General features: G+C 44.9%; 15 protein-coding genes. 12 read left to right on the forward strand and 3 right to left on the reverse strand.

Annotated elements, in window-relative coordinates; translation table 11 throughout:
* The first annotated feature begins 16 nt into the window (after positions 1 to 16).
* From GI364_RS06900 to GI364_RS06915, 4 genes are all read left to right on the forward strand, one after another.
* The gene (locus tag GI364_RS06900) at positions 17 to 844 is read left to right on the forward strand and encodes a SagB/ThcOx family dehydrogenase (protein ID WP_198852904.1); all 828 of its coding nucleotides are present in this window, start codon (positions 17 to 19) and stop codon (positions 842 to 844) included.
* Positions 822 to 1937 (forward strand): peptidase M16 family protein, encoded by a 1116-nt coding sequence (locus GI364_RS06905; protein WP_198852905.1) that lies wholly within the window; start codon positions 822 to 824, stop codon positions 1935 to 1937. The genes GI364_RS06900 and GI364_RS06905 overlap by 23 nt, the downstream gene beginning before the upstream one ends.
* A gap of 186 nt (positions 1938 to 2123) precedes the next feature.
* Positions 2124 to 3062, forward strand: coding sequence for an ABC transporter ATP-binding protein (locus GI364_RS06910; protein ID WP_198852906.1), 939 nt, complete (start codon positions 2124 to 2126; stop codon positions 3060 to 3062).
* Positions 3063 to 3093: 31 nt separating this feature from the next.
* Entirely contained in the window at positions 3094 to 3879 is a 786-nt protein-coding gene (locus GI364_RS06915; protein WP_198852907.1) for an ABC transporter permease, read from the forward strand.
* Between the two features lie 486 nt (positions 3880 to 4365).
* On the opposite strand, the gene GI364_RS06920 is transcribed toward GI364_RS06915, so the two are convergent.
* Positions 4366 to 4842 (reverse strand): Lrp/AsnC family transcriptional regulator, encoded by a 477-nt coding sequence (locus tag GI364_RS06920; protein WP_198852908.1) that lies wholly within the window; start codon positions 4840 to 4842, stop codon positions 4366 to 4368.
* Positions 4843 to 5103: 261 nt separating this feature from the next.
* Here GI364_RS06920 and GI364_RS06925 point away from each other — a divergent pair, with 261 nt between their 5' ends.
* From GI364_RS06925 to pcp, 7 genes are all read left to right on the forward strand, one after another.
* Positions 5104 to 6033 carry an ABC transporter permease gene (locus tag GI364_RS06925; RefSeq protein WP_198852909.1) on the forward strand — a complete coding sequence of 310 codons (930 nt, stop codon included), beginning with the start codon at positions 5104 to 5106 and terminating at the stop codon, positions 6031 to 6033.
* Positions 6034 to 6035: 2 nt separating this feature from the next.
* Entirely contained in the window at positions 6036 to 6953 is a 918-nt protein-coding gene (locus GI364_RS06930) for an ABC transporter permease (protein WP_198852910.1), read from the forward strand.
* A 10-nt stretch (positions 6954 to 6963) separates the two neighbouring features.
* Entirely contained in the window at positions 6964 to 7953 is a 990-nt protein-coding gene (locus GI364_RS06935; protein WP_233096045.1) for an ABC transporter ATP-binding protein, read from the forward strand.
* Complete coding sequence (locus GI364_RS06940) at positions 7926 to 8861, forward strand: ABC transporter ATP-binding protein (RefSeq protein ID WP_198852911.1); 936 nt, start codon at positions 7926 to 7928, stop codon at positions 8859 to 8861. Before GI364_RS06935 ends, GI364_RS06940 begins: the two co-directional genes overlap by 28 nt.
* A gap of 29 nt (positions 8862 to 8890) precedes the next feature.
* The gene (locus tag GI364_RS06945) at positions 8891 to 10519 is read left to right on the forward strand and encodes a peptide ABC transporter substrate-binding protein (protein ID WP_198852912.1); all 1629 of its coding nucleotides are present in this window, start codon (positions 8891 to 8893) and stop codon (positions 10517 to 10519) included.
* 20 nt (positions 10520 to 10539) lie between these two features.
* Positions 10540 to 11388: a M55 family metallopeptidase gene (locus GI364_RS06950; RefSeq protein WP_198852913.1), complete on the forward strand. Its 849-nt coding sequence runs from the start codon at positions 10540 to 10542 to the stop codon at positions 11386 to 11388.
* Between the two features lie 168 nt (positions 11389 to 11556).
* Complete coding sequence (gene pcp / locus GI364_RS06955; protein ID WP_198852914.1) at positions 11557 to 12207, forward strand: pyroglutamyl-peptidase I; 651 nt, start codon at positions 11557 to 11559, stop codon at positions 12205 to 12207.
* Positions 12208 to 12234: 27 nt separating this feature from the next.
* Here the strand turns inward: pcp and GI364_RS06960 are convergent, their stop codons facing one another.
* Both GI364_RS06960 and GI364_RS06965 read right to left on the reverse strand, forming a co-directional pair.
* Positions 12235 to 13380 carry a C39 family peptidase gene (locus tag GI364_RS06960; RefSeq protein ID WP_198852915.1) on the reverse strand — a complete coding sequence of 382 codons (1146 nt, stop codon included), beginning with the start codon at positions 13378 to 13380 and terminating at the stop codon, positions 12235 to 12237.
* Positions 13381 to 13550: 170 nt separating this feature from the next.
* Positions 13551 to 14432 carry a DMT family transporter gene (locus GI364_RS06965; RefSeq protein ID WP_198852916.1) on the reverse strand — a complete coding sequence of 294 codons (882 nt, stop codon included), beginning with the start codon at positions 14430 to 14432 and terminating at the stop codon, positions 13551 to 13553.
* A gap of 162 nt (positions 14433 to 14594) precedes the next feature.
* On the opposite strand from GI364_RS06965, the gene GI364_RS06970 reads away from it, so the two are divergent.
* Positions 14595 to 14765, forward strand: coding sequence for a hypothetical protein (locus GI364_RS06970; RefSeq protein ID WP_198852917.1), 171 nt, complete (start codon positions 14595 to 14597; stop codon positions 14763 to 14765).
* Positions 14766 to 14816 lie beyond the last annotated feature (51 nt).

Here is a 14816-nt window from a genome sequence, read left to right on the forward strand (position 1 = left end):
TCTAGGAGGAATTTTAATGGATGGATTTTGGTCACTTTTGTTTACAAATCATCTTGCATCTGAAATTGATAATGAAGAACGCATGGATATGTTGTTTCATGTGAATTCAAAGCTGTCTCGGCGTATGATTTCGCCGAATATGGTGTCATCCCGAGAACTATTAAGTCATAGAGACATGTTAAAAACGATGCAAACGAGTGAAAAATCGTATCCAGATCGGGAGTTTATACCGCTTCCCGATGTTCGTCCCATATCAATTCCGTTAGGAATGGCTCTTCGTGAACGTCGTTCGCGTCTCATGGATACTGTCGGTGATGTGACTGTTGAACAACTTTCACAGTTGCTCTGGGCCGGGAACGGATTGACCGGTGATGATAGATTCTACCGAACTGCTCCATCAGGAGGAGCCCTTTATCCCTGCGAACTTTATGTTATTTCACGGCATAGTTCTTTGAAGGCGGGTATCTATCATTATCGTTCTCTTCAACACGGTGTTGAATACCTTGATTCAAAATTTGATTGGGCATCCTTATTCGTTCCAGGGACCGAACCGAAAGGCGCAAGTTTGCTTATTGTAACAACAGCAGTTTTTCAGAGATCATTCTTCAAATATGGAGAACGTTCTTACCGATTTATCTTGTTGGAAGCGGGAGCTATCGCCCAAAATATAGCACTTGCAGCATGTGATATGAATTTGGGTGTTCTTCCTCACGGAGGATATTCAGATGTAGAGGTGGAAAGACAGTTACAGATTGATGGGATTGACGAATCAGTTGTTCACGTCGTGGCCGTTGGCGGTAACAAAACGGGGAGAGAGTCAAATGAGCCGAGAAATAGCATTTAACGGTAGAATCGGTCGATTATTCCGTATGAGCAATCGTGAAAATACAGTTAAATTCGCACTGCGCGTAGGAAGTCGGGATGACTATGCTATTGGTAGTGCCCACACTTTAGAGCATATTCTTGTGAAACGGGTACAGGCGATAGTCAAAAATGATGCAACTGTCACTGGCTACACAACACATGATATGTTGATACTTTCCATAACGATATTTGCTTCCAACAGTCACAATAGACGAATTGTACTCAGCGACGCTCTTTCGACATTTTTGGAGATTGGTAACGGTGTTGAAGAATCAGAATTCCTAACCGCTAGGCAGCAAATTACACAAGAACTTACATTTGATGCAACCGATATAAGGAAGACTCTTACCCATACATCAGTACAATCCCTGTGGAGTCGAAACTCTTTGGGGCGACCAATTGATGATTTAAGCAGTAAAATACAATTCCCTGAATTCCGATTATTTGTCAATAACATTAGAAATATAAAATTTTCAATTGTAGCATCTGATACATACTATGACGATTTTATAGAAATCTTAACCGTTTCACCAAATGAAGTTCCTGTAGAAATCCTTGTTGATAATCCATGTGTTTACGAACCAGTGGATTTACATTACACCCGCAAAGAACTAGGATCGCTCATTATCAAAGCTTGGGGCGTGGGGATACCGAAGATTACGGCAAATGATATCTTAACTGTCGGTGTAGTTACTGGAATTTGGAATACTAGACTACAAAAATTGAAAGAATTAGGATCCTACGTTACAGTTTGCTTTCCACGAATTCATAGAGGAGAGCATTCTATCAATATCATTTACAGCGGAGACGCAAGTTTGATTGAAAAATTGGATACAGTTGTTAGTGACATTCAAAGAGAGGCTGTTTCTTCAGAGGAATTTGAAGTGATGAAATCCGTATTTACGGGGTTACAACAGAGTACAGCGGTCGATGAACTTAAAACGATTTTCTGGAGTGACATTTTCGAACAAGACATCACGGCTTCAATTGAACGAATTGTTTCCAACATCCATACGTGGATGAATGAACTAAATAATAAAAAGCCAGGAACTATTGTATGGTCTTCCTCATAGTTAGCACTTTGTGATTTTTCATATTGGGATGTTCTTAAGAATATGATCAAGACAAAACGTAATAGTAGGTAGGAGGAGATAACATGAATTTTTGGTGGTACATTCCGTCGTTAATCGTACTAGTAGCTGGTGTAATCTTTTGGTTCCGTAAGACACGTTAAATCTAGGAAAATGAGGGATTCTGTAATGGAGCATCGGCCTATCGTTTCTATTGAAAATATGAATATAAAATACAAACAGATTCATGCAGTCCAAAATGTCAACTTTGATATCATTCCAGGACAAATAATTGGTCTGCTTGGTCCAAACGGCGCGGGAAAAACAAGCATTATTGAGTCAATAATAGGTTTGAGAAAACCAACATCTGGGACTATTTCTGTGTTTGGCCTGAATCCATGGAAACACAGGCGTTCTATTCATCTGTGGACCGGTATACAGCTGCAGGTCACGTCTCTACCTGATGACGAAACCGTTGTTCGATTTGTACGCTTGTTCCGTCACTTTTATCCGGAATCTATGAATGAAGACGACTTGTTAAGTACTACCGATTTACTAGACCAAAAAAACAAACGTATTGGTAAGCTTTCAGGTGGTCAGAAACAACGTTTGGTGCTTGCACTTGCACTTATCAACAACCCGCGCTTGGTTTTACTTGATGAGCCAACCACTGGTTTAGATCCAGCAGCACGACGTTCAATATGGGATACCCTTACTCGGTTAAAAAGTAACAATCGTACGATCATCATGGCAACGCATATGATGGATGAGGCAGAGTTACTATGTGACAGAATCCTATTTTTAAATAAAGGGGAAATTATAGAAGACACAACGCCGAGTAATATTTCTCAAAAAAATAATACATCCTTGATACAATTTAGAGCAAGCAAAAGTCTTGATAGATCTGAAATTGTTGCTCGTTTGACAACTGAGTTCGGAGTTCCAGACAGCTCAATTTTTAATTGTCAAGTCATCCCCCCAGATAAGTATGAGATTACGACGGACAAAGCAGACGTTGTCGTTGCATCACTTGGGTCTTGGAGTATTTCGGAAAATTGGCAGTTGAATGACTTACAGATAAAAAAACCCTCTCTCGAAGATGTTTATATTGAAATGTTTAGAAGATGAAATGGCTATTCTAGAATGGAGGATGACCTTAGTGATTTCTGAATTGGAACGACTAGATATTAAGCCTCTTAACTCACTTAAGTTTTGGATAGAAGGTACGTGGAACTGGGCTATGTATTGTTTCAGGGAGAACCTCACTAGCCCGATTGCTTTCATATTTGATGTAGTCTATGCACCTGCGATGGTAGTTGTGGGATCTGTAAGCTTTGCTCATGATAGCGCCAGTGCCCGTATATTTCTGACTGCAGGGATGGTTTTTCTTGCCGTATTGGCTAGTGCAGTTGTTTCTTTGTCAGGCATTATCGTTAGCCATAAGGAACGTCATTTATTGAAACGATTCAGAGCTACTCCGATGTCGACCAGTGCAATTATTGTGGGGTTTTTTGGAGGTTCTGCAGCAACTGCGCTCCTATCAGCGATTTTGTCTTACATTGTTGCACATTGGATGTTTAATGTACCGTGGCCAATGAGTATGGGGTTGACAATCGTCTCATGGATAGGAGTTCTTGTTTCGTCTGCTCTAGTAGCAGTAACTTTGTCTTCCTTTCTGAACCGAGTTAAAACTTCTATGAGCTTGATGATGCCACTATTCTTTGTGTTTATCGGTGTCAGCGGATTGTTCTACCCCATGAAGCTATCTCCTCGATGGTTGCAGATCATCTCATGGTTCTCACCGACTCGCCCAGCATCGGATTGGTTTATCAAGTCTGCCACTCATTCAACCTTTGTCCACTTATATTCGTGGGAGCCTTATGTGCTTATTGCCTGGATCATTGGCCTAAGTCTTGTTTCCGTTGCAAGTTTTAAATGGGATTGAATATTCCTATCACAATAGACTTTTATACGATTCTACTGAACGCCACCATCCCTTTCCGGAACAGGGATGATCAGACATTCACTTATATCTTAATGAGTCGGGTACATCAATCACATTCATCGCGTAATTAATCGCATTGAGTAATTTTTAATGCAAAATTCATTTCAGAAATTCGCGCCCAAGTCAAAACAGACTATTTTAGGGGTCCTACTGACACCACACTTCGGAATTTCATGAGCCCCTATCGGGACACACTTCTCAAGCGGGAGACCGAGATCTTTGAGTGTGCCCCAGGATGCCAGTCATAAGTAGATTGGGGATTTCAAGGTGGAGTGGCAAGGAAAGAAGAAACAGTCTCACGAAAGCAGGAACCATAAAATGCTAAAAGCATGCGTTTAGCTTCTCTACCTTGCCTAAATAACTGCTTCTTCTTCTGAAAAACGCTATTCTTTAAAACGCTTCTTTAAGGAAAACTGTCGGCCGTTGTTATATGAGTTGGTTATCTCGAACAAGTCTAAATTCATTCTTGAGTACATCCATTTCGACAATGACATTCATTTTTCGTATGCCGTCAATTTGGCGCAGGATATTTGACTCCACCTCGAGAAAATGCCTGTGAGATTTCGTAACTACCTGAATCAACAGTTGGTATTCTCCTGAAGTAAGTGTGATAAAGCGTATCTGCGGTGCTTTCTGAAGAGCTTGTATGCAAGCCTCCAGTTGGGGGCCTAGAATGGACAATTGTATTATTGTAACAAATTGCAGACCAGCCTTGATTGGATTCACGACCCCAACGATTTGAAGAACATTATGTTCACGCAGTTGTGCCACCCTCAGGCGCACTGTTCGCTCTGCCACACCTACGTCGTCAGCAATTTCTCGAAACGACCTCCGTCCATCTTCCTGAAGATGCGAAATAATTTTTAAATCCAATTCATCGATTTGATCTGGGCTCCAAGTCATAGTTATTCAGCTTACCTCCAATGTCAACGTTACTTCTATTGTAGCGTAGTTAAGCAAGCGTTATCATTCAAAATTGATAAAATAACCCTTGACTAATTTCTGATTTAGTATAGAATTCATAAAAATAGTTCTAAATTCGGAATAAAACACTATATTTCTTACTGATATCGTCGTTCCAAAGCCGTCAGGGGTACACCCATCCCATTCAACTCCAAATGAAATTATCTAAAAAATCAAATAATCGACAAGGGGGTAAAGGTAGTGGTGGTATATGTTTTGAAACGGTTTATCTGGATGCTTTTCACGCTGCTCATCATTGTTACATTGACGTTTTTTCTTATGCATGCCATACCTGGGAATCCAATTTCAAACGAACAGAGTATGACACCGGCTATCTATCAGAACATGCTCCACTACTACCACTTGGATCGGCCGCTCATAGTGCAGTATCTAGACTATCTAAAATCTTTAATGCACGGACAATTAGGGCCATCTATTGAGTACCAGAACCGGAGTGTCAATCAAATTATTGGTCAAGGGTTTCCTGTATCTGCGCAAATTGGACTCTGGGCCATTAGTATTGCCTTTGTGTTGGGTGTTCTATTTGGGGTGATTGGCGCAGTGAAACAGAACGGCTGGCAAGACTACTCCGCAATGATCCTGGCAATACTGGGCATTTCAATTCCAAACTTTGTTCTGGCAACCCTTCTGATTAACTACCTCGGGGTTGTCTGGGGCATATTGCCGAGCGCTGGATGGGGCACACCCCAACAAGAAATTATGCCGATATTAGCTCTGGCTGTTACCCCAATGGCGTATTTTGCTCGGCTTATGCGGACGAGTATGCTCGAAGTTTTACAACAGGATTATGTGCGAACAGCGCGGGCAAAGGGGCTCAACTTCTCCTATACCATTTTGAAGCACACAATTCGCAATGCGATTTTGCCTGTCTTGACAATGTTGGGACCGCTTGCAGCCTATATTTTGACGGGGAGTTTTGTCATTGAAAAGATTTTCGGTATTCCTGGCATGGGACAGTTGTATGTGACGGCGATTGACAATCGGGATTATCCTCTGATTTTAGGGACAACCATCTTCTTTAGCGCTGTTCTGATTTTCATATTGTTTCTAGTCGATACTGCTTATGCCTACGTAGATCCAAGAATTCAATTGACGGGGAGGAGGAGTTAGTCATGGGCCAATTGTCTCCGGAGTTGTTTCAGCCTTTAGCGGCGGAGGACGTGCCAATTGAAGAAGAACGCCCGAGTTTGAGCTACTGGCAAGATGCACGGCAGAGATTCGTAAGAAACAAACTAGCTGTCGTTGGTCTAATTGTCATTGTGCTGCTCATCTTAATGGCCATCTTCGGCCCCTTTTTAACAAAATATTCGTACAGCACGCAAATTCTATCCCAGAAAAACCTGCCTCCTTCCGGAATTCATTGGTTCGGGACTGATGACCTGGGCAGGGACGTGTTCACTCGTTCCTGGTACGGTGCTCGAATCTCACTGTTTATCGGATTTATGGCAGCGCTCATCGATCTTGTTATTGGTGTTGTGTATGGCGGTCTGTCTGGCTTCCTAGGCGGAAAGACAGACGACATCATGATGCGAATTGTGGAAATTCTGTATGGGCTCCCGTATTTGCTCATGGTGATTTTGCTGATGGTTGTCATGGGACCTGGTTTGTTTACAATTATTGCGGCAATGACCGCTACGGGATGGGTGAACATGGCAAGGCTTGTTCGAGGCCAAGTTCTGCAATTGAAGGAAATGGACTTTGTCTTTGCAGCCCGTGCTACCGGCGGATCCGTGGGACACATTTTGCGCAGACATTTAGTCCCCAACATGATTGGCCCGATTCTGGTCAACATGACGCTGACGGTTCCCACAGCCATTTTTGGTGAAGCGGTCTTAAGTTTCCTTGGTCTCGGTGTTCCGGCGCCCTTGGCTAGTTGGGGGACGATGACGAACAACGGCTTAGTTTCAATTATCGACGGTTATGTATGGCGCCTGTTTTTCCCTGCGGGCTTAATATCCCTAACAATGTTTGCATTCAACGTGCTTGGTGACGGATTGGCTGAGGCGTTGGATCCGAAATTGCGAAAGTGAGGAGAAGGCAGTGCTTGAGTTAAAGGATGTCAGGGTGGACTTCAGGACGAGTATTGGACGAGTCCAAGCCGTGCGCGGTGTAAATCTTACTGTGAAACCAGGTGAAGCAGTAGGAATTGTAGGTGAGTCCGGTTCAGGGAAGAGCGTCACTGTTCAAAGCATCATGCGTTTGCTCCCCAAAACAGCCAAAATTGAAGGGTCGCTGACTTGGAACGGTACAAATATTGCAGAAATATCTGAGAAGCAAATGCAAAGGATTCGCGGTCGCGATATCAGTATGATTTTCCAAGACCCACTGACTGCTCTGAATCCCACGATGAAAATTGGCCGTCAAATCGCGGAATCGTTGGTCCTTCATAAGAAAATCCCACCTAGAAAAGCACTGACTCAGGCTGTAAATCTGTTGGAACTGGTAGGTATTCCTGACCCGAAGCAGCGAGCAAACAGTTACCCTCACGAGTTTAGCGGGGGTATGCGGCAAAGGGTGGTCATCGCGATTGCCATCGCATGTGAGCCGAAACTGGTCATTGCGGATGAGCCGACAACAGCTCTGGACGTTACGGTTCAGGCGCAAATCTTGGAACTCTTGAAGAATTTGCAGCAGGAATTGAATATGAGTTTGCTTTTTATCACACATGACTTGGCGGTCATCAGTCAGATTGCTGAACGGGTAGCTGTCATGTATGCAGGACAGATTGTTGAGGAAGGACCTGTGGAACAAGTCTTGTTAAATCCGGTTCATCCCTATACACGAGGGCTTGTCAATTCGAGGCCAAAAAGCGGGCAATCCAATCTGACTCCCATACCAGGAAGCCCTCCAGATTTACTGAACCCGCCACCAGGGTGTGCATTTACGGCAAGGTGTCCATATGCCATGCAGGTCTGCAAAGAACACGCACCGCCAAGTTTTGAAACGCATTCACACAATGTGAATTGTTGGCTGTTACATCCACAAGCGAAGGGAGGACAACCATGGCACTCCTACAATTACGGAACATAAAGAAACACTTTGCGAAGCGAAAGCAGGTTGTGCGTGCTGTGGATGGTATCGATATTGAGATTCCGGAGGGCAAGACCTTTGGTCTGGTGGGCGAATCTGGCTGCGGCAAGTCTACCACTGGCAGGCTGATACTGGGACTGAATTCGCCTACAGGCGGCGAGATTTACTATCGGCAGCAAAATATTCACAAGATGTCCAGAGATGCGTCTAAGAAATACCGTCGCCAGGTCCAAATGGTGTTTCAGGACCCGTATGCGTCTCTCGACCCCAGAATGAAAGTTGAAGACATCATTGCTGAAGGTATGCAAATTCATGGTTTGGCAGACGGAACTGAACGCCGCAACCGTGTAGTGGAGCTCGTTGAGAGAGTTGGATTGAAACGTGATGACCTGTCGAGGTTTCCTCATGAATTTTCCGGTGGGCAGCGTCAGAGAATTGGCATTGCGCGGGCTCTTGCAGTCAACCCGGAACTTGTGATTGCGGATGAACCCATTTCAGCCCTTGATGTTTCAATTCAAGCGCAAGTGATGTCGCTTTTAAAGTCTCTGCAATCAGATTTTGGATTGACTTACCTCTTCATTTCGCACGATTTGACGATGGTACAGTTTATCAGCGATCGCATTGGGGTCATGTACCTTGGCAAAATTGTCGAACACGGCGACAGCAAGGAAGTCTATCAAAATCCGCAGCATCCGTACACGAAGGCATTACTATCTGCCATCCCGAGCATTGGTGAATCGACCGCTCGAATTCAACTCACAGGAGACATTCCTAGTCCGGCCGCCATACCACAGGGATGCCGATTTCATACGCGGTGCCCCTTTGCTGTAGCGAGGTGTAAGAACGAAGAACCTGTACTGAAGGGAGGTGACACTCACCAGGTCGCTTGTTTTCTTGTCGAAGATTAAAATTCGAGCTTACTTAAGGGGGTATCAATGTGAATACGAAAAAACTAATCTCTGTTGGAGGGGCAGTCAGTGCACTGGCCATGCTCACTACTGCCTGTGGCACTGCGTCACACAAAGGGACTTCGAATGGCAGTCAGAGTGCTGGAAGCAGCAGTCAAGTCGTCAAGATGGACCTGATGACAGAACCGCCTACTTTGAATCCAGCCAAGGCGGTTGATACAACTTCAGGGTGGGTTATGGACCAAGTCATGGAGGGCTTGACTTACGCAGGCAAGAACAACAAACCGCAGCCTGGAATTGCAAAGTCATGGAAGGTTAGCGACGGTGGTAAGGTCTACACATTTCATCTGAGAAATGCAAAGTGGTCTAATGGGGATGCGGTGACAGCAGGAGACTTCGCGTATGCTTTAAAGCATGTGCTGAATCCCAAAACAGGGGCTCAGTTTGCAAGCTATCTCTACTATATAAAAGGAGCAAAGGCCTACAATACAGGTAAAGGCAGCGTTAAAAATGTGGGTATACAAGCTGTAGACGCCCATACTCTTAAAATCACATTAGCCAATCCGACTCCTTTCTTTCTAAGCTTAACCACTTTTTGGCCATATTTCCCGGTTGACCAAAAGGTAGCTCAAAAGAACCCGAACTGGTATACCCAAGCCAGTACTTATGTCAGTGACGGACCGTTTAAACTTGCGTCGTGGCAGCATCAACAGAAACTGGTGTTGGAGAAAAACAATGATTACTGGAACAAAAGTACTGTACATTTGAGCAAAATAGATGCTGTTATTGTCAATGATAACAACACCCAGTATCAAATGTACCGCAGCGGTCAGTTAACGATGGACACATCTCTTCCCCTTGATGTCGTACCAAAACTCATCAAGGACAAAAAAGCCAAAGTCTATCCATTCACTGGGACGTACTTCCTTGAAATTAACACAAAGAAAGCGCCGTTTAATAATGTCAACATTCGAAAGGCGTTTGGCCTGTCAATCAACCGGACATCCATGACAAAGGATGTATTGCAAGGTGGGCAGATTCCCGCATATGGGGCTGTTCCACCAGGGATTCCAGGGAACAACGGCCAGTTTAGAAAAAATGGAGGAAATCTCTTTAAGGAGAATGTTGCAGAGGCCAAGAAACTTCTTGCTAAAGGTTTGCAGCAGGAAGGTCTCAAGAAACTTCCGCCGGTCACATTTGATTACAATACCAGCGGATCAAACAAGAAAATTGCTGAAGCATTGCAACAAATGTGGTCCAAAAACCTTGGCGTTAAAGTGAATCTTCGCAATGAAGAGTGGAAAGTCTATTTAAATAAACTGAAAAACGGGAACTATCAGTTTGGCCGTATGGGCTGGATCGATGTCTATGCAGACCCGTCGGCAACGTTAGACTTGTTCAAGGCGAACTTCGGAAGCAACTATACTGGATGGAAGAACCAACAGTATACGAAACTCGTTCAAGAAGCGGAATCCACTACAAATAAGACACAGCGTTTTAAAGAGATGCATCAGGCTGAGAAGATTCTAATTCAGCAAATGCCGATGATCCCAATCTACTTCTATACTAATGTTTTTGCTATCAGCAATAAGTTGCAGGGCTATGTAGTACATCCTAACTGGGAGTTTCCTGATTTGCGTTCTGCGAGCATTAAGTAAAATCTGAAACGGGTGATGACATGAAAATTTTTATCTCAGCTGATATGGAAGGCATATCTGGTGTCGCTACCAACATGCAATTAAAAAAAGATTCGGAATATAACCGTTTTCGCAGCTTAATGACAGCAGACGTGAATGCTGCAATTGCCGGTGCTTTTGATGGAGGTGCAACGGAAGTTGTCGTTGCTGACGGGCACGGGAATATGTCCAACATTCTAATTGAGGAGTTGGATGAACGTGCTCGCCTGATATCTGGAAACAATCGTGTGATGTGCCAGTTAGAAGGGTTGGATGACAGCTATGACGGCATCTTTTTCGTCGGTCATCATGGGCGCGAAGGAGGCTCTACAAAAACTGTCATTAATCACTCGCTTGCCGGGATAGCAGTGAATGAAGTCAAAGTCAATGATGTGGTTGTCGGGGAGACAGAACTGAATACAAGAGTTGCAGGATACTATGACGTTCCTGCCTTGTTGGCGACTGGAGACGAAGCTTATACACAGGAAGTTGAAGCGTCCTTGCCAGGTATCTTTACCGCAGCAGTAAAAAAGGGACTGGACCGTTTTGCGGCAGAGCTGATTGCTCCAGTTAAAGCACAGAAGTTGATCCGCCAAAGAGCGGCGGAAGCGACTCGTGAGAGAGGTCGTATGAAGCCTCTCAAGCTGACTGGACCCGTTACCTTTGAGGTAGAGTTCAAGGGTACCAATCAGGCGTTGATGACAACAACGATTCCAGATGTAGAACTTATCGATGCGAAGCGGATTCGATTTACCTCTGTGGACATTGTAACAGCCTACAAACTGTTTTGGGCATGTGTCATAATAGGCATGACAGCGACAAATGGTGTGTTGGGAAGTGCGAACGCGTAAAGGAGGGAGGCATATTGCCTCCCTTTTGGTTAAACCGGTCGACCTGTTTACGGTTCCGCAGGGATTCGAGCGGGTTTGAGCGGGGTTTTAGGGTGTGTGAGAGGATAGTAAGGCACATGAGTGATGGGGTCGGATTTCGAGAGAATGAGTCAAGAAGGTGGGGGAGAAATGAAACGAGTTCTGTTGACAGGTTTTGACGCTTTTGGAGGGGAGTCCATCAATCCGTCCTGGGAAGCAGTACGTCAACTTGACGGTATGGAATTACAGGGACATACAGTTAGATCATTCAAGATTCCTACCGTTTTTCATACGTCAATCTCCCGCTTGAAACAGTATATCGACGACGTACAGCCTTGTCTCATTATTTGCGTTGGGCAAGCTGGAGGACGCTCTGACATCACTGTTGAACGTGTTGCAATCAATATGGATGATGCGCGGATTCCAGATAATGAAGGTCAGCAGCCTATTGATATTCCTATTGTTGAAGGGGGACCGGACGCGTACTTTTCAACGCTTCCGATAAAAGCTGTTGTGAATCAATTGTTAGCTGAAAACATACCAGCGTCTGTGTCCCAGACAGCTGGAACATTTGTCTGCAACCACTTGTTTTATGGGTTGATGCACATCCTGGCAAGTCAAAGCCCCGTCGCAACACGGGGTGGATTCGTACATATTCCGTTCGTGCCACAGCAGTCAGTCAAGCACAGAGGGCAACCGAGTATGTCTCTGGAAACTGCAGTACGGGGTCTTAGGTTTGCGATTATGGCAGCAGTCAATCACGAACGAGACATTAAAAAAGAGGATGGGGCACTCCACTGATGTGACTATCGTCTCTTCTTTGAGTGGTTAGTTCTTGAACTTTTCCGGCGCCACTGTAATCGCCTGTTCGCCAAGCTGGTGCCACGCTTTCATGAATGGACCAATGGGTACCTTTTGAGCAGCTTTTCCGTTATGTGGGTTGTTTATCCATACGTACTTCTTGTTATAGCCAACGAGGAGGACTGCATGTTCAAACCAGGTGGCCTTGACCGTTCCTTCGGGGCTTTTCCACGTAACCCACGAGTTTGTCGGCTGAAAATTAATGGTATCCCAGACCTCAACAGGCGTGCCTCCTGCCACCACGGCTTCTAAATCTGTAAAGGGCATTCCCGTCAAATCAAGTCCTCGGTCAGGCAGTATTTCGTTGACCAGTTTTGTCAGCGGTCCATGATAGATGCTGTATCCAAGGTTGTTCTTTCCTGATACACTTCCGACAAAACCGACGTTTGGATTTCCCCAGGATATAAACTTTTTGTTCTTTCTGACAAGGGGTGTCTTGTCTTGCGGTTCTTCCTTAGCCAAGGTCATTTTACTGACCGGGTGTTTTTCAAAAGTGAGCAGCATTGACAGACTGGTTACTTCACAGCCGTTTTCAAGTTGCGGCAACTGCGACATAGCCGGAACACGAAGGAGTGCCTCACTTGGCAACGGGTCTTTCATCATTTTTTGCAGAATTTCCTGCTTGTTCGGCAGCGGGTTGTCGTGAGGTTTAGGTTTGTCGCCGTCCTTCGGTTTGATGGTGGTACCGCCTGAAATTTTGTCAGTCACAGTTCCTGGTGGTATGCTGCTCGGAGATCCCGTTTTTCCGCTCTGGGTTCCTACTTTTTGTCCACCTGTTCCCTGTGCTGTTTGCTTGCCTCCGCTTCCTGAGGTTTGGCCCTTCGCTTTCGCTGGCGGTTGTCCAGAACGGGTCGAGCCACCTGCTTGGTTCGCCTGACTTTGACCGGGTGTTACGCTGTTCCCGCTCGTCGCGGTTGTATTGTAGAGATTGTATCGACTTACTTTATGAATCATCCATGCGGCTGTCGTACCTCCGCCGAGCACAGCCAGAGTCATAGTGGCCACAGCCAATCTGCGCGTACTCTTATTCGGTTTCTTCCGAGCATGAGGCTGGATTTTTGCGTAACGAACTTGATTTTTATATTGTTTTTGACTTCTTTTTTTGTTTCGCAAGGTTCACCCTCCCCCAAGCTCTAAGTCTCCAGTATCCATTTAGTTTCCAGCACCATACTTCATCATATGTATAAGTTCCACATATACAGACGTGACACTTCACGTTTGTGTTACAGATTTGTTCATTTGAGATATCTTTGAGTAGAGTGTCTTTAAAAGCGGCGCGGGCTTCAGTCTGTTGCGGGGTTCTCTTTGGCCCGCTTAGACCGAGTTTGAAGAAGAAACAGACCTACACCTGTCAGTGTAACAGTCCCTCCTAGTATTTGAAACAGATGGATCTGTTCATGGAGTACTATAGCTGCCAGAGTAATGGCCCCAATTGGTTCTTCCAATATGGACATAGCGACAGTCGTCGCAGAAACATATTTAAGCAACCAATTGAAGAGCGTGTGCCCAAATAAGGTCGGTATGACGGCAAGCAGAACAAACAACATCCACTCATGGCTCGAGTACCCAATAAGGGGCTGTCTCGTCACCACGTTGAAGAGAAATAAAACCACAGCAGCTGTTACAAAAACAAGAAAACTGTAGACACTTGACGAGATGGTCTTACGTAATTGTTGTCCAGTTAACATATAGCCTGAAATGGCTGCGGTTCCGCCCAAGGACAGAACATCACCGAACAGGGAACCTCCGGCAGAGCTTGAGTCTCCTACTGCTATCACAATACTGCCCAATACAGCCGTCGTCATTGCAATCACTGCAACTGTATTTGTGCGTTCTGTGAAAAAAAGATACGCACCAAGACTGACGAGCACAGGCTGAATGCTTAAGACAATCATCGAACTGGCCACGCTGGTCAGCTTGAGCGACTCAATCCACAGTAAAAAATGAAGACCTAGAAAGACGCCGGACGTCAGTATCAGGCCTAGCTGCCGACGGCTGAGCCCCGTAATTTCATGGGCATTCTTAAGTGTGACTGGGATGAGCAGAACGCTTGTAAACAATAATCGATACATACCGATAATAGGAGCGGGAGCAGTTGACATTTTGATGAGAATGGCAGAAAAGGAGACGGCGACAACTCCAACCAAGACGAACGACCTATACATATTCTCTCCTCTGTACCTTAACAACATCGACAATTATAAGATATAGTATCATATATAGTAGTGTACCGGATGCTCTGCGGGTTCGTCAGCATTATCAATAATTTGGCTTTGTACGACATAGGCGTGATTTTCTGTACAGGTCTGCACAGGGAGGTGTCATCAATGCGTATACACGTTGGTAGTCAGGTAAACCACCCAGAATTACAACGAGTCGGTACGGTAGTGGACATTCACACCAATCCCGCTTGCCTGCTGCGACAGTTGGTGGTGGAATGGGATGATGGTGAGATTGAAGAACTCGAAGAACTGGAGTTTGGTCCGCTGGAAGATTAAATGTTCTGAAGTATGCAGTCCGTGTTGTCGAATGGTATCGAATTCTATCTT

Source organism: Alicyclobacillus sp. SO9, assembly GCF_016406125.1.
GTDB lineage: Bacteria > Bacillota > Bacilli > Alicyclobacillales > Alicyclobacillaceae > SO9.